General features: G+C 61.2%; 15 protein-coding genes and 1 riboswitch. Of the genes, 4 read left to right on the top strand and 11 right to left on the bottom strand.

Annotated features, from left to right (window positions below; translation table 11 throughout):
- Positions 1-18: 18 nt before the first annotated feature.
- Positions 19-540 carry an acyl-CoA thioesterase gene (locus tag BCV67_RS13365; RefSeq protein ID WP_062169228.1) on the top strand — a complete coding sequence of 174 codons (522 nt, stop codon included), beginning with the start codon at positions 19-21 and terminating at the stop codon, positions 538-540.
- 227 nt (positions 541-767) lie between these two features.
- On the opposite strand, the gene ppc is transcribed toward BCV67_RS13365, so the two are convergent.
- Both ppc and BCV67_RS13355 read right to left on the bottom strand, forming a co-directional pair.
- Positions 768-3,479: a phosphoenolpyruvate carboxylase gene (gene ppc, locus BCV67_RS13360; RefSeq protein ID WP_062169230.1), complete on the bottom strand. Its 2,712-nt coding sequence runs from the start codon at positions 3,477-3,479 to the stop codon at positions 768-770.
- Positions 3,480-3,744: 265 nt separating this feature from the next.
- The gene (locus BCV67_RS13355; RefSeq protein ID WP_062169232.1) at positions 3,745-6,243 is read right to left on the bottom strand and encodes an alpha/beta hydrolase family protein; all 2,499 of its coding nucleotides are present in this window, start codon (positions 6,241-6,243) and stop codon (positions 3,745-3,747) included.
- A gap of 116 nt (positions 6,244-6,359) precedes the next feature.
- A riboswitch (S-adenosyl-L-homocysteine riboswitch) is annotated at positions 6,360-6,478 on the top strand.
- Positions 6,479-6,510: 32 nt separating this feature from the next.
- Here BCV67_RS13355 and ahcY point away from each other — a divergent pair.
- The 3 genes from ahcY (at position 6,511) to BCV67_RS13340 (ending at position 9,254) form a co-directional block, all read left to right on the top strand.
- Entirely contained in the window at positions 6,511-7,956 is a 1,446-nt protein-coding gene (gene ahcY, locus BCV67_RS13350) for an adenosylhomocysteinase (protein WP_062169234.1), read from the top strand.
- Between the two features lie 220 nt (positions 7,957-8,176).
- The gene (locus BCV67_RS13345; protein ID WP_062169236.1) at positions 8,177-8,977 is read left to right on the top strand and encodes an aminoglycoside adenylyltransferase family protein; all 801 of its coding nucleotides are present in this window, start codon (positions 8,177-8,179) and stop codon (positions 8,975-8,977) included.
- 61 nt (positions 8,978-9,038) lie between these two features.
- The gene (locus BCV67_RS13340) at positions 9,039-9,254 is read left to right on the top strand and encodes a DUF4287 domain-containing protein (RefSeq protein ID WP_062169238.1); all 216 of its coding nucleotides are present in this window, start codon (positions 9,039-9,041) and stop codon (positions 9,252-9,254) included.
- Between the two features lie 273 nt (positions 9,255-9,527).
- Here BCV67_RS13340 and BCV67_RS13335 read toward each other — a convergent pair whose 3' ends face one another.
- The 9 genes from BCV67_RS13335 to BCV67_RS19625 all read right to left on the bottom strand — a co-directional run bounded on the left by BCV67_RS13335 (position 9,528) and on the right by BCV67_RS19625 (position 22,024).
- On the bottom strand, positions 9,528-10,292 hold the full coding sequence (locus BCV67_RS13335) for an SDR family oxidoreductase (protein WP_062169240.1): 765 nt from the start codon (positions 10,290-10,292) through the stop codon (positions 9,528-9,530).
- A gap of 663 nt (positions 10,293-10,955) precedes the next feature.
- On the bottom strand, positions 10,956-11,837 hold the full coding sequence (locus BCV67_RS13330) for a T6SS immunity protein Tli4 family protein (protein WP_156455866.1): 882 nt from the start codon (positions 11,835-11,837) through the stop codon (positions 10,956-10,958).
- 115 nt (positions 11,838-11,952) lie between these two features.
- Positions 11,953-13,575, bottom strand: a complete 1,623-nt coding sequence (locus tag BCV67_RS13325) for an esterase/lipase family protein (protein ID WP_062169244.1) — start codon at positions 13,573-13,575, stop codon at positions 11,953-11,955.
- Positions 13,576-13,578: 3 nt separating this feature from the next.
- Positions 13,579-16,476: a type VI secretion system Vgr family protein gene (locus tag BCV67_RS13320; protein WP_065868128.1), complete on the bottom strand. Its 2,898-nt coding sequence runs from the start codon at positions 16,474-16,476 to the stop codon at positions 13,579-13,581.
- Between the two features lie 401 nt (positions 16,477-16,877).
- On the bottom strand, positions 16,878-17,264 hold the full coding sequence (locus BCV67_RS13315) for a hypothetical protein (protein WP_062169246.1): 387 nt from the start codon (positions 17,262-17,264) through the stop codon (positions 16,878-16,880).
- A gap of 35 nt (positions 17,265-17,299) precedes the next feature.
- Positions 17,300-17,851 carry a DUF3304 domain-containing protein gene (locus tag BCV67_RS19635; protein ID WP_172837747.1) on the bottom strand — a complete coding sequence of 184 codons (552 nt, stop codon included), beginning with the start codon at positions 17,849-17,851 and terminating at the stop codon, positions 17,300-17,302.
- 530 nt (positions 17,852-18,381) lie between these two features.
- Positions 18,382-20,580, bottom strand: coding sequence for a T6SS phospholipase effector Tle1-like catalytic domain-containing protein (locus BCV67_RS13310; protein ID WP_231732391.1), 2,199 nt, complete (start codon positions 20,578-20,580; stop codon positions 18,382-18,384).
- Between the two features lie 77 nt (positions 20,581-20,657).
- Entirely contained in the window at positions 20,658-21,242 is a 585-nt protein-coding gene (locus tag BCV67_RS19630) for a DUF3304 domain-containing protein (protein ID WP_082746609.1), read from the bottom strand.
- 233 nt (positions 21,243-21,475) lie between these two features.
- Positions 21,476-22,024, bottom strand: coding sequence for a DUF3304 domain-containing protein (locus tag BCV67_RS19625; protein ID WP_172837746.1), 549 nt, complete (start codon positions 22,022-22,024; stop codon positions 21,476-21,478).
- Between the last annotated feature and the right edge of the window lie 5 nt (positions 22,025-22,029).

Raw genomic sequence — 22,029 nt, 5'->3', positions numbered from 1 at the left:
GCAGTGGCAGCAAGTCCCATGAACGACCATAAAGCCCACCAGCTATCGATGTCCGTGTTGATGTCCCCGGAGATGGCCAATTTCTCCGGCAAGGTTCACGGCGGCGCGATCCTGCGCCTGCTTGACCAGGTTGCCTATGCCTGTGCCAGCCGCTATGCCGGCAACTACGTGGTGACCTTGTCGGTGGACCAGGTGACATTCCGCCAGCCGATTGCTGTAGGCGAACTGGTTACTTTCCTGGCCTCGGTGAACTTCACCGGCAACTCCTCGATGGAGGTCGGCATCAAGGTGGTGGCCGAGGACATCCGCAAGAACGCGGTACGCCACGCCAACAGCTGCTTCTTCACCATGGTGGCGGTGGATGACAACGGCCGGCCGACACCGGTGCCGGCTCTGGAGCCGGCAAACAGCGACGAGAAGCGCCGCTTTGCCGCCGCCCAGATCCGCCGCCAGTTGCGCCAGGAAATGGAGCAGCGGCATCTGGAACTGCTCAAGAGCAATCCTTCGGGTGAGGCGGACCTTTCGTTGCCTTCGGCCTAGGTTTTTGTGGGAGCGGCGTAAGCCGCGAAGCTGGCGGTGCGTCCGGTGACATGTAGTGCCGAGCCATGCTCGGCAGAGGCTTTACTAGTGAATGCCTCTGCCGAGCGCGACTCGGCACTACGGTTTGAGATTGCTGGGGAATGCCCCTGCCGAGCATGGCTCGGCACTACCGTTTTGGATTGCTGGTGATGCCTCTGCCGAGCATGGCGCGGCACTACGGAGGGGGCTTAGCCGGTGTTCTGTACGCCTTGCGATACGCCGTTCACGCAGGCTACAAGGGCGCGCAGCAGGCCTTCGTCCTGGCGATCACTTGCCCGCCAACGCTGCAACAGATCCACCTGCAGGATGCTGATCGGGTCGATGTAGGGGTTGCGCAGGCGGATGGACAGGGCCAGCCGTGGGTCCTGTTCCAGCAGCTCCTGCTGGCCGCTCAAGCGCTTCACCCAATGCGCGGTGAGCGCCAGCTCTTCGCGGATCAACGGGAAGAAGTGCTCGTGCAGCGGGCCGGCCAGCTTGGAGAATTGTTCGGCGATATGAATGTCGCCCTTGCTGAGCACCATCGACATGTCGTCGAGGAAGGTTTCGAAGAACGGCCAATCGTGCGCCATCTCGCGCAGCGTCTGTTCATGCCCGGCATCGGCAGCGGCCTGCAGGCCACTGCCCACGCCGAACCAACCAGGGATCACCGCGCGTGCCTGGCTCCAGGCAAATACCCAGGGGATCGCACGCAGATTGGTCAGCGCCGCGTCCTGGCCCAGCCGCCGCGAGGGGCGTGAACCCAGCGTCATGCGCTCGATCACATCGATCGGCGTGGCCTTGCGGAAGTAGTTCATGAACTGCGCGTCGCCGACAAACGTGCGATAGGCCGCCGAGCTCTGCTCGGCCACCAGCGCCATCACCGGCTTCCACTGTTCTTCGCGCGGCTCGCTGGCGCGCGGGCGCAAGCTGGCGCGCAACACCGCACCGGCCGATTGCTCCAGCGAGCGCAGCGCTAATGCGCGGATGCCGTACTTGCGGTGGATCACCTCGCCCTGCTCGGTAACGCGCAGGCGGCCACCGATGCTGCCGCGTGGCGATGCGTTGACCGCATGTGTGGTTTTGGTGCCACCGCGGCTGATCGAGCCGCCGCGGCCGTGGAAGAAGGTCAGCTTGACGCCGTACTCGGCAGCAGCGTCCAGCAGTTCGACCTGCGCATGCTGCAGGCCCCAACGCGAGGCGGCGATGCCGCCATCCTTGCCACTGTCCGAATAGCCCAGCATCACCATCTGCACATCGTTGCGTGCAGCCAGATGCGCGCGATAGACCGGGTCGGCCAGCAGGTCGTGCAGCGTTGTAGTGCCGCGCTGCAGATCGTCAACGGTTTCGAACAGCGGTGCGATATCCAGCGGCACCGCGTTGTCGGCATCCACCAGGCCACCACGTCGTGCCAAGGCCAGCACGGCCAGTACATCGCCACGATCATGCGCCATCGAAATGATGTAGCTGCCCAGCGCATCGGCGCCGTGGCGGCGGCGCGCATCGGCCAGCGCGGCGAATACCTTGTCCAGACGCTGGCCGGCTTCATCCTCACCTTGCGCCAGTACTTCGGTGCCTGCCGCATACGGCGACAACAGCTGCGCGCGGGCGGCATCGTCGAGCGCATCGAATGCCTCCTGCCCGCCCAGCACTTCGGCCAGCGCGCGTGAGTGCACACTGGATTCCTGGCGCACGTCCAGGCGCGCCAGGTGAAAGCCGAAGGTGCGCACGCGCCACAGCAGGCGGCGTACCGAGAACCAACCGGCGTGCTTGCCCTTGTTGGCCTCAAGGCTGTCCAGGATCAGCTGGATGTCGTGGATGAATTCTTCCGGTGATGCATAGGCGCCCGGCGCATCTTCCAGCGTGGCCTGCAGGCGCGCGCGCATGCGGTCGTTGAGCAGGCGATAGGGCATGTCGGCATGACGCGGGCGCGACTTCACCTGCGGCAGCAGCTGCTGGTATTCCTGCAAGCGCGCCTTCACCGCATCGCTGACACCGACAAGTTCGGTCGATTGGCTGAGCAGGCTCGCCAACGCGACCATGTCTTTCAGGTACAGGCCGAGTACGGCGCTGCGTTGCGCATTCAAGGTTGCGGTGATGGTCCCGGCATCGACATTGGGATTGCCATCCATGTCGCCGCCCACCCAGGTGCCGAAGCGCAGCAGGCGCGGCAGTGGCAGGGTTCGGCCCCAGGTGTCGCGCAGGGCCTGTTCCAGCGATTCGTAGAACACCGGGATCACCCGGTACAACACGCGGGTGAGGTAGAAGCCTACGTGCTCGCGCTCGTCATCCACGGTGGGGCGTACCGGCGAGGAATCGGCGGTCTGCCAGGACGCGGTCAGCGCCATGCGGAAACGCGCAGCATCGGCTGCCTGCTCGCCCGGCGTGCGCTGACCGTCGAGGTTGTCGACCAGGGCGGCAACCATCAACTGTTCTTTTTCCAGCAAGGCACGGCGCACGGCCTCGGTGGGATGCGCGGTGAACACCGGCTCGATATCGATCTGCGGCAGCCATTGCGCCAGTTCTTCCGGGGTCACGCCCTGCGCCTTGAGCGCAAGCAGCGCGTCATGCAGGCCGTCGGGCTGCGGCCGCTTGGTGCCTGCACGCTGGTAATCACGGCGACGGCGGATGCGGTGCACACGCTCGGCGATATTGACCACCTGGAAGTAGGTGCTGAAGGCACGCACCAACGCTTCGGCATCGCGCGGCGAACGGCCGGCCAACTGCGTGTTCAGCGGCGCCAACGGTGCCTGGCTTTCGCGACGGGCGATGGCGGCGGTACGCACATCTTCCACCTCATCGAGGAAGGCGGGCGATACCTGTTCGGAAATCAGATCACCGACCAGCGCACCAAGGCGGCGCACATCGTCGCGCAGGGGCAGATCGGGGGTGGCGAAGACAACGCTGCTGCGGTACTCGTTCATCTAAGACGGAGAGCCTGGAGAGCGGAAACCCGTCAAGCCTACCGCAAAAATCGGCATAGTTTTGCAGTGCACCAAACCTGAAACAGTTGCATTTGAATGTTGTCTGGCAGCTGTCCTTTTGGACAGGAATACGTGCTGGATAGGTCATTCGCGGACCTGTAGTGCCGAGCCATGCTCGGCAGAGGCGTTACCGGTAATGCCCGTGCCGAGCATGGCTCGGCACTACACCCGCCCTTGCGCCGGAGGCGCAAGGGCGGGCAATACGTCAGCGCTTCTTGCCAGCTTCCGCACCCAACCAACGGTCGAGCCAGTCCTCACTTTCGGCCAGCATCGTCATGATCGATTCGCGTGCGCGGTAACCATGCGATTCGTTCGGCAGCATCACCAGCCGCGCGGTGCCGCCCAAACCCTTCACCGCTGCGAACATGCGCTCGCTCTGGATCGGGAAGGTGCCGGAGTTGTTGTCGTCCACGCCATGGATGAACAGGATCGGATCCTTGATCTTGTCTGCATAATTGAACGGCGACATCTTCTGGTACACGTCCTGCGCCTGCCAGTAGTTGCGCTCCTCGGCCTGGAAGCCGAACGGCGTCAGCGTGCGGTTGTAAGCACCTGACCGCGCGATACCGGCCTTGAACAGACGCGTATGCGCCAGCAGGTTGGCGGTCATGAAAGCACCATAGGAATGGCCACCCACGGCAATGCGCTCACGGTCACCAACACCGCGCTTGACCACTTCGTCCACCGCTGCCTGCGCACTGGCAACCAGCTGCTGCACATAGGTGTCATTCGGCTCGGTGTCGCCCTCGCCGATGATCGGCATGGTCGGGTTGTTCAACACCACATAGCCCTTGGCCAGGAACGCCTGCGGGCCCCAATAGCTGATGGCGTTGAAGCGGTACTGCGAGCCGCTGACCTGGCTGGCATCGGCAGCAGATTTGAACTCGGCCGGGTATGCCCACATCAGCAGCGGGCGCGGGCCATCCTTCTTGGGGTCGTAGCCCGGTGGCAGCAACAGGTCGGCGGTGAGTTCAACACCATCGTTGCGCTTGTAGCGGATCTGCTCCTTCTTCACGCCCTTCAGCTGCGGCAGCGGATGAGCAAAGTGGGTCAGTTCAACCGGCTGCGCATCCGCCGCCAAACCGCGGGCAAACAGGTTGGCTGGCACGTCGTTGGATTCGCGGTACGTCAGGATGCGGCCAGCCTCGCCTTCGATGATGCCCAACGGCATTTCGTAATACGGCGCCTGCGAATGGAACAGGCGCTCGCTCTTGCCACTGGCCAGATCGACGCGGTCAAGGAACGGGCGATCGCCTTCGGCCGATGCACCGTCGCCAATGCGGTAGAAGCCACCGCCATCGGCAGTGAGCTGCAGACGCGAGCGGCCACCATCGTCCATCTGCAGCAACGGTTCGCCCGGGTCGCTGTAGCGGTCGTCTTCCGAACGCTGCACCAGCAGCGTCGCGGCCTGGTCGAGATGGTCCGGCGCGATCTTCCATTGCTTCATCTGGCGGTTCTTCCACCAGTACTCATCCAGCAGCGCCAACTCGCCGTTGGCCCAGGTAGCACCGGCATAACGCGAGCCCAGCTGCGCCAGCGTCACCGGTGGCTTTTCAAATGGCGCGGCCTGCATCAGCACCGCATCGCGCACCTTGGCCTCGCGCGACGGGTCGCCGCCGTCCTGCGCTTCGGCCCATACCAGGGTTGCCGGTGCATCGGCACGCCAGCTGATCGAACGCACGCCTGTGGGCACTGCGTCGTTGCCGGTGGGCAGGCCATCCACCAGCGGCAGGCGTGCCACCGTATGCACCAGCTTGCCCTGCGCATCCAGCACCTCGATATGGCGCGGGAAGCGGCTGACCGGCACCGCATACGAGAACGGCCGCTGCACGCGCTGGCTCAGCAGGTAGCTGCCATCCGGCGAGGCCGACAAGCCGAGGTAGATGCCCGCAGCGCCGACCGGTTTGCTGTCACCGCTGATCGACACCCGTACTGGTTGTGCCTGCATGTAGTAGGCGAACAGGCGCGCGTCGTCTTCGTTCTTGAGCAGATCCTGGTAGGTCCGCACCGAACGCACACCCTGCCCGGCTTCGGTCTGCTGCACGGCCGGCCCGGTGGGAATGCCGTCGCTCTGCGGCGGCTCGCCCTGCCCGGCCGGACGCTGCAGCACCAGCAGCGCGTCGCTGCCCGGCAGCCAGCTGTAGCCATTGCCCACGATGCTGTTCAGCCGCTCGGCGATGCGCCGTGCATTGCCGCTCTGCACATCCACCAGCCACAGCTCGTTGCTGCCCGTGGCCGGGTCCAACTGGTTGAAGGCCAGGTACTTCTGGTCCGGTGACCAGGCCAGCGACGCCACCGACAAGGGCTGCGGCAAGCCGCTGATCTGGCGCTCCTTGCCATCAACGGTGGACGCCAAACACAGCTTGCTGCCGAACGAGAAACGGCTGTCGGAGACGGTCTTGGGGTTGATGCGCAGCCCGGCCAGCTTCAGCTCGGGGGCCGCCACCTGGGCGATGGAGGGCAGCGCCGGGGTCTGCAGCAGCGCGGTCAGGTCGCGCTTGGGGGACAGGTACAGGCTGGGTGCGCGCGGGGCGTCAACTACCGCCTGCAGGGCCGCTGACGGCAGCCGGTAACCCTCGCCCTGCTGCGCCCCCTTCTGCACCGGCGGGGCCAGCGCCATGACCGGCGGGACGGCCAGCAGCAGGCCGGCGCACAGCACCAGGGCCGCGGAAGCGCGGCGTGGGCGGCGGGAAGACAGGTTCATGGCGCAATCCTCTTGGACGGAAACAATCGCCCAACTTAACAATCCCCATCGCCCGTGGCCCCTGCCTTTGGTTGGGCCGGCAGTGCAGGCCCGCCGGCGCGATATAATGGCCGGCCCGTTCCGAGGGGCGCTGCGACCGTTGGGTGGACCCGTCCACTACAGCCCGTGTTCTTGCACGGACTTCCCAAACGGCCAGGCTCGGACGGCTTTCACGCAACAACGGCGCCCGGCGAACGCGAGCCTGCTCGCACCACACCGGAGCTCTAAATGAACGCTGTTGCCTCTACCTTCTCGCAGGAAGGTGATTACAAGATCCGCGATATCTCGCTGTCCGATTGGGGCCGCAAGGAACTGGACATCGCCGAGCACGAAATGCCGGGCCTGATGTCGATCCGCCGCAAGTACCAGGCCGAGCTGCCGCTGAAGGGCGTGCGCGTGACCGGTTCGCTGCACATGACCATCCAGACCGCGGTGCTGATCGAGACCCTGAAGGACATCGGCGCCAATGTGCGCTGGGCCTCGTGCAACATCTTCTCCACCCAGGACCACGCAGCCGCCGCGATTGCCGCCACCGGCACGCCGGTGTTCGCCTGGAAGGGCGAGTCGCTGGAAGAGTACTGGGACTGCACCCTGGACGCGCTGACCTTCACCCTGGCCGACGGCACCCTGACCGGTCCGGAGCTGGTGGTCGATGACGGCGGCGACGTCACCCTGCTGATCCACAAGGGCTACGAGCTGGAGAACGGCAGCAACTGGGTCAACGAGCCGGCTTCCTCGCACGAAGAACAGGTCATCAAGAACCTGCTCAAGCGCGTTGCAACCGAGCGCCCGGGTTACTGGGCGCGCGTGGTCAAGGATTGGAAGGGCGTCTCCGAAGAGACCACCACCGGCGTGCACCGCCTGTACCAGCTGGCCCAGGCCGGCACCCTGCTGATCCCGGCCATCAACGTCAACGACTCGGTCACCAAGAGCAAGTTCGACAACCTGTACGGCTGCCGCGAATCGCTGGCCGATGGCCTGAAGCGCGCAATGGACGTGATGCTGGCCGGCAAGGTTGCCGTGGTCTGCGGCTACGGCGACGTGGGCAAGGGCTGCGCGGCTTCGCTGCGTGCCTATGGCGCACGCGTGGTGGTCACCGAAATCGACCCGATCTGCGCCCTGCAGGCGGCGATGGAAGGTTTCGAAGTCAACACCATCGAATCCACTCTGGGTCGCGCTGACCTGTACGTCACCACCACCGGCAACAAGGACATCATCCGCATCGAGCACCTGAGCGCGATGAAGGACCAGGCCATCGTCTGCAACATCGGTCACTTCGACAATGAGATCCAGGTCGATGCACTGGTGGGCTACAAGGGCGTGCAGCACGTCAACATCAAGCCGCAGGTGGACAAGTACATCTTCCCGAACGGCAACGCGATCTTCCTGCTGGCCGAAGGCCGCCTGGTCAACCTGGGCTGCGCCACCGGCCACCCGAGCTTCGTGATGTCCAACTCGTTCGCCAACCAGACGCTCGCACAGATCGACCTGTGGGCGAACAAGGACAGCTACGAGAACAAGGTGTACCTGCTGCCGAAGAAGCTGGACGAAGAAGTCGCCCGCCTGCACCTGGAAAAGATCGGCGTCAAGCTGACTACCCTTAGCCAGGAACAGGCCGACTACATCGGCGTGCCGGTCGACGGCCCGTTCAAGCCGGACCATTACCGCTACTGATCGGCAAAGCCTTTGCTCAAGCCCCTCTCCCGCCCGCGGGAGAGGGGTTGGGGTGAGGGCAGCTTTAGCCGGTAAAGCCCCTGCCGAGCATGGCTCGGCACTACAAGCCCCCGCGCACGCGGGAAGGATTGGAGCAAAGGCAAGATGCAAAGAACGGGCGCCGCAAGGCGCCCGTTCTGTTTACGGCACAATCGGCCCTACACGATTACCTGCCGCCGCCATGACAGCCCCCATCCCCGAAGCCATCACCACCCAGCTCGCCCTCGCCTGCGAAGCGATCCAGCGCCATCTGGCGGCCAACCTGCTTGCCATCCATCTCTATGGCTCGGCCCTGGATGGCGGCCTAAAACCACACAGCGATATCGATCTACTGGTGATCGTGGCCACGCATCCCGACGCCGCCACGCTGCGTTATCTGCAACGCGACCTGCTGGCCATCTCGGCCCCACCCGGCCAGCACGCAACACTGCGTGCATTGGAAGCGACGGTAATCGCACACGCCGAAGTGACGCCTTGGCGCCATCCAGCACGCCGCGAACTGCAGTTCGGTGAATGGCTGCGGCAGGACATCCTGGCCGGCATCCTGGAGCCGCCAACATACGACCCGGATCTCGCCATTCTCCTGACCAAGGCACGCCAGCAAAGCATCGCCCTGCACGGCCCGGACATCACCGAGCTGCTTCCAGCAGTGCCCGAGCACGACTTCCAGCAGGCCCTGGCCGACACCTTGAAGCTGTGGAATACCGTAGAGGACTGGCACGGTGAAGAAGCCAACATCGTGCTCACCCTGGCGCGCATCTGGTACAGCGCGCAGACGGGAAACATTGCGCCGAAGGATGTCGCCGCTGATTGGCTGCTGCAGCATCTGCCGGCGCAGCATCAGGCCATCGTCAGCCGGGCACGGCAGGAGTATCTCGCACCGACCGGCAGCACACTGCCTTGGCCGGCTGCGCCATTGGCCGCTTTCATCCACGCAGCCAAGGCACGCATCACTGAGATGCTGCCGCCAAGCACCCACTGAGTCGCCAACGCCCGGCCTTTGCCGCATCATTGCCCTGCCTCTCTCCTTCCCGGAAACGCATATGACCAGCAGCGAAAAAGTCCAGGGCCCCGCTTCGTACTTCCCGTCCATCGAGAAGACCTATGGCAAGCCGGTGAAGCACTGGCTGCAGCTGCTGGATACGGTCAAGGACAGGAAGCACATGGAACAGGTGGCCTTCCTCAAGGAACAACACAAGATCGGCCACGGCCATGCCAACGCGTTGGTCGCTTACCAACGCGCGCAGAACGGCGGCTGACAAGCAATCATCAAGCGCCCAACACGGCAGAACTCTCGCTACACGCAAGCCTCTCCGAGACAAGAGGCTCCAACATGCAGCCCCCCCCTGTTCGAGCGCCAAACCTTTACCGTCTTCGGCATGGAAACCCTCTTCCGCGAAGGCGAGGATGGCAACGCAGGCAGCTTGCACGCGAACTCCTGTCGCGGAGTAGCGCCCTTCAGCAGCTACCGCAGTTCGTCTGAGCAAAAGCGAAGCGGACGCCGCACGGTGCCCGCTTCGTGTGCGCCAACGTCAGCCGCGATGAATGGAGACACCGCCGTCCACCAGCATCGCCGTGCCGGTCATGAATGAAGACTGGTCCGAGGCCAGGAACATCGCCGCCGCAGCCATCTCGCGTGGATCAGCAATACGCTTCAGTGCATGCAACTGCGCCACCTGCGCCATCGCTTCCGGCGAGCCATTCATTTCACGCGCCATCGGGGTATCGGTGCCGCCAGGCAACAAAGCATTCACCCGCAGCCCTTGAGGCCCGAACTCCGAAGCCAACGCCTGGGTCAGCCCGATGATGCCGGACTTGCTGGCCGCATACGCGGCAGCACCGGCGAAGCCCACCGTGTGGCCGACGAAGGTTGAGGTGAATATCAGGCTGCCGGCTCCACCGCGCAGCATCGCCGGCACCTGGTACTTGGCCGCCAGGAACATCGCGGTGAGATTGGTGTCCTGCGTGCGCTGCCAATCAGCCAGCTCCAGCTGCGGCGTTGGCCCCAATGGCCCCATCGTACCCGCGTTGTTGAAAGCCACATCCAGCCGGCCGTATTGGTCCAATGCCAGCTGTACCAAGGCCTTTGCATAGCCTTCTTCGCAGACATCACCCGGCAGGCAGACCGCGCTTCCGCCACTGCCTGCAATCTCCACAACAAGCGCTTCCAGTTCAGCCGCACGGCGCGCGCCCAGCACAAGCGCCGCACCTTCGGCGGCAAACATCAATGCGGCGGCACGGCCGATGCCGGAACTGGCACCGGTGATGATCACAACCTTTTCCTGCAACTGCTTCATGTAAGCTCCAATCAACGAAAGAAGCTGCATGCTGCGCCCACCACCGCATCGGTGCCCGCCAGATTCGGACAACAAAGCCGATAAGCCGGCACCGCCTCAGGACGCAATGCACGATGACCGGCTTCACGCCGCAGGAGGTGACATGCGCGAGTTCGGCGTGCACACGATCGACGGCCACGGAATCATGTTCGGCCAGGAGCTTTGAGGCTTTGCCACGATGCCTGAGGCCGCACGGTGGCTGTAGGAGCGGCGTAAGCCGCGAAGCCGTCACATCGTCAGATCGCAAAATAATCGTGGCTTCAGCACCATATTCTTCGCGGCTTACGCCGCTCCTACAAAAGCAGATTGCGCCTAGTCGCAAACGCAGCCTGACTGCGCTGCGCTTAAACAAACCGCAATGCCAGGCATCAAGGTTGTTGTGGGAGCGGCGTAAGCCGCGAAGCTGACACATCGTCAGATCGCAAGGATATCCATGGCTTCAGCAACACCGGCTTCGCGGCTTACGCCGCTCCTACAAAAGCGGCATCGCGCCTTACCACGACAATTAATTTTCTGTGGGAGCAGCGTCAGCCGCGAAGCAGATGCTCCATCAGATCGCAAAAAATCCCAGACCCTCAACAACACCAGCTTCGCGGTTCACACCGCTCCCACAACACGAATCGCTTAGATCGCGCCCGGCCTTAGACGCAGGCTACCCAACACCTGGTCCCACAACCCAAGCGCCTGTGCGTCATCGCGGAATGCCGGTGCATCGGCCTTCTCTTCGGTCAGCAACTGCAGCGACAGGAACGGGAACTGCAAAGACTCCGCACGGCCCTGCGATTCCCACAGGAACGCGTACATCCTGCGCCCGCCTTCTTCCGCACCCGCCAGTATCTCCTGCCCCTGGATTGACCCGACGTTGCGTTCGCCACGGCGCAGATTACGCATCCGCGCTGCGGCGGCGGCATATTCCGGCGGCAGGTCGGACGCACGCTGCAACAGCGGCTGGTCCGGCTTGCCGGTGACATAGGACATCAACGTCATGCGTACACCCGGATAGGCGCGCGGACGCAGGCCTATGGTCATTTCCTCGCTGTTGATGCGGTTGCCGGCAATGAAACCCGAATCGATGCAGAACCCCGCCGTGGTCGGAATGCTGTTGGGATCACGGTAGCTGATGCGTGGACGCAGGGCGCGGTAGTTCTCGATCGCAGCGGGCAGCTTCGCCGCTTCGGTCTCGCCACTGACCAGGTATTGCACATTGTGCGTTGGATCCAGCACATACAGTTCCTGGCGATGACCGGCGCGACTGCTCTCGCTGAGCCATGACGTCACCAGTACCGCATCATCGTCGAAACGCGTTTCGCTGACCGACATGGACTCGCCAGCGCGGTGCCGTGCGGCCTTCAGCGTGGCCACACGCGCAGCCACACGCTGACGGAAGGCCTCCGCAGATACGCCGGTGCTCGTCTCCACCTTCTTGCGTGCATATACATAGCCGGGCTGGATCGCGGTCGCAGCAGGGACATCCAGCAGGAATCGCCCAACGCACAAAGTCTTCATTTCGCTTCCCTGTCGTTTCGGTGCCGCGCCGGCAACGCCGCCCGAGGCAAAGGTCAGTAGTACTGCAGCCAGCAAGCCATGCAACAGCGGCCGGCGCGTCATCGCGTGCAACACCTCACGCCCAGTCCGCGCCCTGGGCGAACCGCACGGCGGCGTAGAGGGTTGCCCAGCGGGTGCGCTCGTCGTTGTAGCTGCCTTGGTGGTCATAGCCTTTTTTTCCTTTCAGCGCGTACTGCCCGGTGCCGAAACTGCCTTGGCGGAAACATCCTGTGACCTCAGCTTTGGGGGCCGCACCTGAACACGCCGGGACTGTGCCATCACCGGGATCGGCAGGATCGGCGATCTCCAGCTTGATCACCCCAACCGGGTCCTGCAGTTTGATCTTGCCGTTGCGGTTGTCCGACACCGGCGTCACTGAATCCGCGCCCGTCATGCGGCCGCCGCTCCAGCCCAGCGAGCCCCAAGCAAGCTGCTTGGCATCATCGCCGTAATGCGCGAAGGTCGGCTTGTGGTACTTGCGCATGATGTCCTTGTGGAAATCCCGCACGCCTTCGATATTGATCTGGAAACCGGTGCGCGGCGTGAGCGCAGGCCCATCCTCTTCTTCGCGCGCCGAAGCCGCCGCGGCCGTTGGTGCGCTCGGATCGAGCAACTCGGTATTGCCCTCGGGAACCAGCCCATACCATTTGGTGTTGAGGTAGATCTCGTTGTAAGGATCGCCCCCAACAGGCAGCCGCGCGCCCTCGTCACCCAGTTGCAGCCACGCCTTGCCTTCGTTGTAGTCCGCCGCAGGCAACAGCTCCAGCCCGCCCGGCGACTTGGCCAGGATCGCCACCACCTCGCCGGCGTTGCGGCCAAGAATGATGCTGGATGCACCGGTATAACCGGCGCGGCAATGATGGTAAGTGGCTGCCGCGCCCGTCGCGGGCATCACGCCATGCGAGATGCCCAGCAACTTGCCGTAGTTGTGCAGCTGCGACACCGCACGTGACACCAGCCCGCCCATGGAATGGGTCACCAGCACCACTTTTTCCGCGCGGATGCCGCGCGCGGCGTAATACGGCAGCACCACCTTGTCGATGCGCTCGATGATGTCCTGCGCGGAACTGCGATTGCTCTGCAGCCAGTTGTAGCCGCCGGACCACACCTCGAAACGGTAGTGCGCCGCATGCTTGGCCTGCTCCAATGTCAGCGCTGGGTTGCCGCCAACCATCTCGCCATACTCGGCCGGCGCACGCGCGCCGTCTTCAGCCCACCACGGTTGCAGCTTGCCGGCCGACATCAGGTCATTGAGCTTTCGGTGCATCTCGGCCATGACCGGGTTGTAGGCCGAGCGCATCAACTGGCCCCAGCCGCGCTCGCGCGCCAGCGCCTCGGGAATCACGTCTTCCGCATCCAGCGGGCCGCGGTCATCAACCTCCGAGGTCAACGGGTTCAACAGCCGTTGCCGCGTGGCCGCGCCACGGAACAGGAACACGAACATCTGCCCGATCGCGCCAAGCACCGCACCCACGCCATCGGTATTCGGTGGCCGCCACACCGGATCGCCGGTGATCTTGGACTTCAGGTTGGTACCCATGATGCCGGGTAGGAAGATGACCGGGATCACCGCATCGGTATCGGCCTCTACCACCTTGTCGCGCTTGTCCTTGACCTGGGTCAAGCGTGCACGCGCGACCGGCCGCCCATCCTCGTCCCAGTCTCCGCTGGGCAGTACAACGTCCTGTTTCTCTTCCATGCGTCAGACCTTCCCCAGAATCTTGATGAGCACCTCATCGATGCCCTGCCCACGCTGCCGTGGCAGACGCCCCTGCGCATCGGTAACGGCCTCGCTGCGCCCACCATCGCCGCGGGTTATCTGCACCCGCGTATTGGGCATGGGTTCGCCAGTGGCCCGGTGCCGCACCACGTACACATCATCGAACTGCGCCTCGGGCCAACTGTTCATTTCAGTGGACAGGTGGGTGGCACCGAGAAAGCTTTTCTTGCTTGCATGCACGGTGATCTTGCCCGGGCAGTTGAAGCTGATGTTGCCGCCTTCGATGGTGACGCTGGCGCCACCGGTGGTGGCGATATGCACGGTCTTGCCCGCCGTCAGCTCCACCACGCCCTGCGCACTGGCAGCGCGCAGCGCCTGCCGTGATTGCAGGCGCACCTCGTCGTGCTGAGCCTGCACGTTCAACTCATCAGTGCCGGCCACCACGCTCAAGGCATTGCCACCTTCAGCACCGCCTTCCACCGTACTGGCCAACAGGCCGATGGCCTGGCCCGAATGCAGACGTGCATCGCCCATCACCGCGGTATCGCTGTCGCCGCCGCTGGCCAGCAACAGGCCTTCGCCCACCGACCAGTGCAGGGCTTGCCCGGCCACGTGGACGATGCCGGCGGGTGCGGCGAAGCCCAGCAGCGGATCACCGCTATGCGGCACCCGACCGTCGCCTGCAGACGCTTGCCGTTGCCCCGCCTCGCTGCTGGCAGCTTGATAATCCGCGCCGGCCACCGTGGTCTTGGTGCTGGCCAACATTGCTGCCAACGGCGCCTGATCCGGCACGATGGCGGAGCGATCCTTGCCGCGTGCGCCTTCCTTCATCGCCAAGGCACTGGTCAGATGCGTGCGCGCGGCCTGGCTGAAACGCGTGCCCAGGCCCTGCAGCTGATTGAGCAGCGCCGCTGGCTGCACCGCTTCACCGGCGGGACTATCGGCACGATGCGCATAGGCACTGAACCAGCCACCCGACGTTGCGCGCACCGCCCCCCAAGCATCACTGCGCAGCTCGAAACCGGTCCCACGCAGGCTGCCGAGGAAGTTGTCCGCTTGATGGCGCAGATGGCCAAGGCTCAACTGCGAGGTCTGCTGGCTGCTGGCCAACTCCACGCGCAGCTGCTGGTCGCTGTCATCGAACAAGAGGTGGTTACTGCCTTCGCCGCCCTCCCACTCGCGTGAGCGGACGCCCCACACGGCGCCTGCGTTGCGATGCGCATCATCACCCGCGCCCGCCGCATGCCATGCCGGCGCGTGGCCACCGCTCAAATTGGCTTGTGCGCTGGGCGTGCCATCGCGTGCCTGCGCATACGCGCTGTTGTCGGCATCGGCGCTGGCGCCGGCGGGCGTGGGCGCAACGCCCGCTTCGCCACGGCCGTTGTAGAGCGCGCCCAACACGATGGGCCTGTCAATATCGCCATCGAGAAAACCGACCAGCACTTCCTGGCCGATACGCGGCAGGAACTGCGCACCGACACCCGGGCCGGCATAGCGCTGGGCCACCCGCAACCACGTGGTGTCGCCCTGTTCGTCCTGGAAATGGAAACGCACCCGAACCCGGCCCAGGCTGTCTGCGTGCACATCCTGGCTGTTGCCGCCCTGCCCTGCGACAACCACCGCCGTCTGGTAACCGGGCACGGTGGGCCGCGGATTCAAACGATGGCCGTTGCCATCCTCCAAGGCCGGGCGCCACGGCAAAGACCGTTCGGTCGCCTTGAAACGGTTTGCGTAGCCAACTTTCTCCGCCTGTTGCCAAAGCCCGGCATCGCCGTCCGTCATCGCGGCAACGCCGAGCGCATCATCCATGGCCTGACGTACGTCGGTCGGCAGGTTGTTGATGCCGGCGTGTTCCACCTCCACCAACAACAGCTCGGGTGCGCTTTCAAACGGCGCCTGCTGCACTTCAAGCCAAGTGCCGGAGCGGAAGCCCCGTACTGTGCCCTGCCCCTGCCAACTGCGGGCATGCACCTCATGCGCCTGCGCCTGCAGGCGCGCATACCAATCCGCAGCGCTGGCATTGTTGAATGCATACGGGCCCACCGCGTCATAGCTTTCACGCTTGGAGGCGTTGCCGCCGCCATCCAAGGGCAGCTGCGCGCTGATGCTGCGCACCTGCCGGTAATCATCGCTGAGCAGACTCAGGCTGGTGCTGCCCAAGCCGCGGCGCCGGCCCAGGGCCTGGATGCTGTCAGTCGATTCAGTGGCATCGCTGCGATGAAAACGCACCCCGACCGCAGCACTGCTGCCGTCTTCAGGCAGGCCCAGGCTGTCGGCAAAGATCTCCATGCCATTACCGCAGGGCGCCTGTTCCTCGGCGTACAAACGCCACCCCAGCCCTTCCTCGGCCAATAGCCGCTGCAGGAAGTCCAGGTCACTCTCGCGGTACTGCACGCAGTAGCTGCGCACGCGTGTGCCAATGAATTCGTCACAGCCCTCGGCCCAACGCCAGTTGGCCAGGTCCGGATAGTCGGCAAGCACCGTGTCGACGATCTCGCGCACGTTCTTGTCCTGGAATACACGGCTGTGCCGCGCATGCTGCAGCCACCAGGTCCACGAGCGCAGTGACAGCCGGTATCGCACCAGCCCACCGTCGCTGCCCATCCGCTGCGCCTGCGCGATCAAGCCGCTACGTTGCTGCTCGCCACCATCGGCCATGCGCATCAGCAGCACCGCCTGCGTACCCAGCAGCGCGTCCAGCGCGACACCCTGATCGGTGGACAACACATCCACATCCGTCTGCGCATGCGCAGACAGGCCATCGCGGCCCCACCAGCGTTCAACCATGCCCTCCTCAAATCCCGAGCACCGCCACTGGTACTGCCGTTGTGCATCACTCGGCGCAGCAATCTGCGCCATCAGGCTATTCAGCTTATCCATGCCAACCCAATGCCATTCCCGCCCGCCATTCAGCAGACGCAATCAGATCCCCCAGTCCGAATCTATCAGAACTTTCCTATAGCCCGTGTTACGGGTTGGAGGGGCTGGATTGAGGGGAACAGCGGGAAATCTGCCGGAATTTCTGGGTTTGGCACAGGTAAACATAAAGGCGCTTGGCCTATTCAGAAATGTGCAATGACTGGTTAGTCAGCGCGTTGAGCGACTGCCATCACGCTTTCGTGATCGTTCGTTGTCTGCAAACGCGGCATATGCCGCTGCAGGCGCTCTTCAACCACAGCCCCGGAGTGCGGCGCAAACGGCCGCGTTGATGCGTCACAAGCGACCGGTCCAAGCCCTCCCCTTCGCTACGCGAAAGGGAGGGAGCAGAGCTGCTGCCCCACCTACTCTGGCGAAGCAGTCTGCTTGCCCAATAGACGCTCATAATCCGGCATCTCCGGCGTGGTGTGCCGTAGGTGCAGGTTATGTAGGATCGCGTCGAAACGCTTTTCACTTTCCTCCAGCGGCGGCGGTTGCTGCTTCAGCTGCGGATAGGTCTGTTGCGACCAACCCTGCATCGTCATCGAAACGAACGGCATCGCCTGAACGCCTTCAATCCCCGGCATGCCTGCATACAACTGGTAAGTGCGCACACTGGGATCGCGCTTGGTATCTCCCTCGCGGGTGATGGCAATACCGGTTCTATCGAAGCTCAACCCGCCGGCCAGAATTCCACCCGGTTTGACAACATCGCGCCGCTGCACGTCATCTGCCAGCGTTATCAGCAGCACACCTGAATAGGCTAAGACGCACGGACTCTCTACCTTCAATAATGTCCCTCTCGCGGCGGCGACTTACTGACATACCACGCCCTACAATCCGGGGATTCGTCACATTCCTTCCTGGGAATCTGCAGCCCACTTGGAAAGTCAGGGTGGCCTGGCAAAAAATCTGAAACATAGACCTTTACTTTTTTCTCGGGATAAAAAGCAACCCACAAAAATCCTGAGTAAACCATCTCATACGGAGGAACCTCAACTTCCTCCGAGTACAGAGCGGCAGGGTCCTTTCGATACAATTCGTTGTCGCTCCATTTAACCAGCACTTTCGTACCTGGCTGCCATGGATAAGGCAAACTCACCCCTCCTGCAAAGCCGCAACACCCGTTGTGTGCATTGATCGCACCGCCCCAGCTTCCGTTGACATACATGGCGCCTATTGGCATGTCGGTGTAGTTCAATCCGGCCAGGGTTAAGCCAACTTCCCCAGACACGGCCCCGGTCGCGTGGGCCTCTCGGCGTTGGCAGGCGGCGGTGCCGCTACATAAAACAAGAAGAATTAAAGCCCTCGCACAGCCGTGAGCGATCCACTTGAACAACAAACTATTTAATATTGCCGAGCGAGAGAACATAGAACCTCCGCTTTGCTCATTCTCCACCGCTAATAAGGAGCAAGTCGCGCAAGAACGTCAATACAAGGCAATCGTATCGCGAGACAAGCAATTCAATTAACCGTTAACACCTAGCAAAATTCTGAACACTTCACTCCTCGTAACATGCGAGGCTGGAAAGGGATCGCTGTATGCGTGCGCAACGTCAAAAGCACTCCTCCCCAGCCCTCCCTTCACTACGCGAAAGGAACTGCTACCCTCGCTTACTTGGGCGAAGACGTTGGCACGTGAAATACGCGCCATGCCCACAGCCGCTTCTCGTGGGCCATCAAAACGTAACGGCGCGCGTCCATGCCCCCGGCAGTCGGTGAGTTCAGTTCTTTACGCAAGACCTACAATGACAGGGCTATTGTAAGCTTCAACTCTCGGCGGTTCTCCTTTACCACTTGCACAGACTGCGTTCTTTCTTGCACAGCGGCGCCGATCACAAACAGGCATTCGAATTACCACCGAACCCTCTACAATCGAGTTCTTGGAACACCATTGGATAGCGCGTCCTTTGCTTTATCCAACAAATAGTCGGCGCCCTTCTTAGCGCCATTCCCGATGGCGCGCCCGGCTGCTTCTGCCGCTCGGTCGACTGCATCATCCACCTTATCCTTAATCCCTCGTTTGACAGCCCGAGCTTGGGCACCAGCAAAATCACCGACTTGCTGAAGCCAGCTTGCTTCATCCTCGTAAACCATGCGCCAGCGCAAATAGCCAAATATTGACCAGCTCTCACGCCCCTCAATTTCATATGGCAACTGCCTATTGCTCTTCCAAGCATCAAGATCCTTGCGATCAGCGCCTTCCAAACGCTTTGGCCAAGCCTGCGGGGTAGAATTCATCGCAGATCTTCTGTGAGCTGCAGCCATGCGCTCCAACGCATTCCCTTCGCGCAGGATTCTTTCATCTTCCTGCTTGATGCGCTCCCACTCCTTGTATCGCGCATCTTGCGCTTCCAAGAGCTTCATCCTCTCTTCTTGCTGCCGTTTCCAAGCGGCTTCATTCGGCGCTCCGAATGGCTTGAACCACGCCCTGGAGTCGTGGATATAGTCATCCATCAAGCGAGAAATCCTAGGATCAACATCGCTGGTATCCTCCCAGATCGGTTTGATCTCTTGCCAACACTTCATCTTGTAGCCCCAGACGTAGCTGACCGCCGCATCGCGCAGACTAGCAAGGGGAAAAATATTGCGTGCCCTCAGCCCGATAAACTTGCTGATATTGTCTGAAAGACCATTTGGAATTCGCAGCGCAGGATCGCTCCTTTCGTCCTTCAAAAGCGCTTCGTATTCCCATTTAAGCTCATAGTTGGCCATTACAAGATCAACAACATCTTGACCACTCTTCTTCCCTGCACGGCTAACAAATGGCTGATGCTTCAAGCCTGCTGGAGCGTCATCGCCGAGCCGTAGCTTCCGCCATTGAAGGTAACGGCCATAGTGATCGTGCATTATTTGTTGCAACGAGCCGTATGACACGCCCCCAGTGGCCTCAAAGTAGTCCGAGTAAGCACTTATTAGAGCCTGATCAACCTCCATTGCCTCTCGGGCGGATTCAGCCAACATCCCGTTGTCTTTATTCAATGGAACGCCAGCAGCCCGCGCCCGCTGGTACATTTCTTGTAGCGGAATCTGCGAGAATTTCGCAGCATCCCGGCCCTCGGCCCCTACGTACCCTTTCCCCTGCTCCGAGGGAATATAGCCGCCGCCTAAATCCGAATGCACCCCCGGATACACTAACTGGGTAGCTCTTTTTGCCAAGCCTCTGTAGGCATCTAACGGAAAAGATGCTCGAACCTCAAGGGCAGCAACCATGTGCACACATTCTTTTACGTAATCAGGAACCTCCATATCTTGTTCACGACCCCAACCACCATGACCATCAAAAGCAATACTGCTATTCGCCAAGCCAACTGAAGCTACCGTATCAAAGATTCCCAGAAAATCGACCTGAACAGGAATCCCACACAGGGTAAAATCAGGGTCAAGTGCATCTTTCAGCCAACTACTGAATACTCTCGCCTCGGCAGCCCCTCTCGAAAAACCGAATACAGATATACGAATTACCCTTACCCTAGGCTTTCGCGTTCGTCGCCAAGCGGAAAGCTTGCTGGCCAAAACTTCCCGACGAGCCTTCAATGTTGCACGTCTAGCTGGGTCATTCGGCGAAGTCGCGGCGGTTGATGTAATGAGCCGAACCGACTTTGGCATTCCAATTTCCCGAAGCAATTCAACTTCATCGCCAGTCAGCTTTCTTAACTGATGAATTGGAATATTCATATCCGCGGACATACCCTTGACAGCTTGCGGATCCAAAACCCCCAACATTCTGCCCAACCCGACGCCTTCATAATATTGGTGCAAGTTGTCCAGCACTTTCAAAAGCGCCCAATTTATGCGCGCTTCTCCTCCCCAACCAGCAGAGAGACCAGCGGCTTGATGAACCCCTTTACCTTGATCGCCCACTTCTTCCTCGAAAGGGGTGCCGACGCCCGCTATGTACTGCTTTATATTCTCCGACCCGGCACGACCCAAATCAAAAACATCGTACAAACGAGCTATATTACTTTGAGCTAAATGTGGGCGATCGCGCCCAAGATTGTTATTAGTCCCATCAAAGAAAAACCCCCACTTCAGGTCCACGTAGCAATCCTGTTCGGGATCACTCATATCGCACGCGAGCAACTCCACTTGCTGCTGGGCATTCAAATGTGAAGATGGAGGGCCAACCGTTTGATTCCTTGCCATCAATAATACCCCTCTCGCGGCGGCAACTTACTGACATACCAAGCTTTACACTCTGGAGATTCGTTACATTCATTCCAAGGAATTTGCAGCCCGCTTGGAAAATCAGGATGGCCTGGTAAAAAATCAGAAACATAGACCTTTACTTTCTTCTCAGGAAGAAAAGCAACCCACAAAAATCCTGAGTAAATCATCTCATATGGAGGAACCTCAACTTCCTCCGAGTACAGAGCCCCAGGATCTTTCCGATACAATTCGTTATCGCTCCATTTAACCATCACTTTTGTACCTGGCTTCCATGGGTAGGGCAAACTCACCCCTCCTGCGAAGCCGCAGCACCCGTTGTGGGCATTGACCGCACCGCCCCAGCTTCCGTTGACATACATGGCGCCTATTGGCATGTCGGTGTAGTTCAATCCAGACAAGGTTAAGCCGACCGTCTTGGGCAAAGGCCCGGTAGCGTGGGCTTCTTGGCGTTGACAGGCGACGACACCACTACTTATAACAAGGAGAACAAAAACTCTCACGCTGCCTTGAGCTATCCACTTGAACAAAAATCTATTTAAGATAGCCGACCACGAGTACATAGACCCTCCAATTCTTTCAGCAATAGCCTTTTCCGCAACAGAGTATCAATTGCAATTTCTGGAAAACCGTAGCGACTGGAAACCCCCATTCACTCCACCCACTTTGCACTCCTAATAAGGGTTAAATCACGCATAAGACCAATGGAAAACGGCATGCCGCAGAACGCGGTAAATAAGTTAACCACTGGCACATAAACCAATCAAATAGATATCGCCCATCTTAATTCCACACATCAGTAATATCCCTCCCGTGGAGGTTCGCCACTGCGATACCACTCAACGCAGCCGACCGTACGTTTGCAAGTATCAGCCGGAGTCAGCATCCCAGCAGGGAAATTGGCGTGTCCAGGATAATATCCAGATGCATAAACCTTCACCTCCCCATCGGGGAAAAATGCCACCCACAGATAGCCCGAGTAAATCATCGAATAGGGAGGAACTTCAACGTCTACAGAATAAAGCGTGTTCTTGTCGCGTTCGTATAGAACATCATCACTCCACTTCACCGTGACCTTCGTACCAGGTCGCCATGGATAGGGCAACGCGACACTACCGGCCGAACTGTTGCCATTGTTATACGCCTGAATTCCACCGCCCCAAGACCCATTCACATACATTGCCCCAATGGGCATGTCCGTGTAGTTCAAGCCTGAAAGGCTGAGTCCGATTTCATTCGGCACCAGTTGCTCTGCACTCACCTCTTGCCGCTTGCATGCAATCAGGCCGCCGAACAAAGTCAAAATGGAAAGAGCGAGAGCCTGCATAACGACTCGGAAATCCACGGTTT

This window comes from Stenotrophomonas nitritireducens (genome assembly GCF_001700965.1).
In the GTDB taxonomy this organism is placed as follows: domain Bacteria; phylum Pseudomonadota; class Gammaproteobacteria; order Xanthomonadales; family Xanthomonadaceae; genus Stenotrophomonas; species Stenotrophomonas nitritireducens_A.
Note: the sequence above shows the minus strand (reverse complement) of the source record. Positions and strands in the feature narration are given on the sequence as shown.

Excerpts from the sequence above, each read along its gene's own strand:
- BCV67_RS13320 (WP_065868128.1), bottom strand. The coding sequence starts at position 16,476 with ATGGATAAGCTGAATAGCCTGATGGCGCAGATTGCTGCGCCGAGTGAT.
- BCV67_RS13365 (WP_062169228.1), top strand. The coding sequence starts at position 19 with ATGAACGACCATAAAGCCCACCAGCTATCGATGTCCGTGTTGATGTCC.
- BCV67_RS13325 (WP_062169244.1), bottom strand. The coding sequence starts at position 13,575 with ATGGAAGAGAAACAGGACGTTGTACTGCCCAGCGGAGACTGGGACGAG.
- BCV67_RS19630 (WP_082746609.1), bottom strand. The coding sequence starts at position 21,242 with ATGTACTCGTGGTCGGCTATCTTAAATAGATTTTTGTTCAAGTGGATA.
- BCV67_RS13340 (WP_062169238.1), top strand. The coding sequence starts at position 9,039 with ATGACCAGCAGCGAAAAAGTCCAGGGCCCCGCTTCGTACTTCCCGTCC.
- BCV67_RS13355 (WP_062169232.1), bottom strand. The coding sequence starts at position 6,243 with ATGAACCTGTCTTCCCGCCGCCCACGCCGCGCTTCCGCGGCCCTGGTG.
- BCV67_RS13345 (WP_062169236.1), top strand. The coding sequence starts at position 8,177 with ATGACAGCCCCCATCCCCGAAGCCATCACCACCCAGCTCGCCCTCGCC.
- ppc (WP_062169230.1), bottom strand. The coding sequence starts at position 3,479 with ATGAACGAGTACCGCAGCAGCGTTGTCTTCGCCACCCCCGATCTGCCC.
- ahcY (WP_062169234.1), top strand. The coding sequence starts at position 6,511 with ATGAACGCTGTTGCCTCTACCTTCTCGCAGGAAGGTGATTACAAGATC.
- BCV67_RS13335 (WP_062169240.1), bottom strand. The coding sequence starts at position 10,292 with ATGAAGCAGTTGCAGGAAAAGGTTGTGATCATCACCGGTGCCAGTTCC.
- BCV67_RS13310 (WP_231732391.1), bottom strand. The coding sequence starts at position 20,580 with ATGAGTGATCCCGAACAGGATTGCTACGTGGACCTGAAGTGGGGGTTT.
- BCV67_RS13330 (WP_156455866.1), bottom strand. The coding sequence starts at position 11,837 with ATGAAGACTTTGTGCGTTGGGCGATTCCTGCTGGATGTCCCTGCTGCG.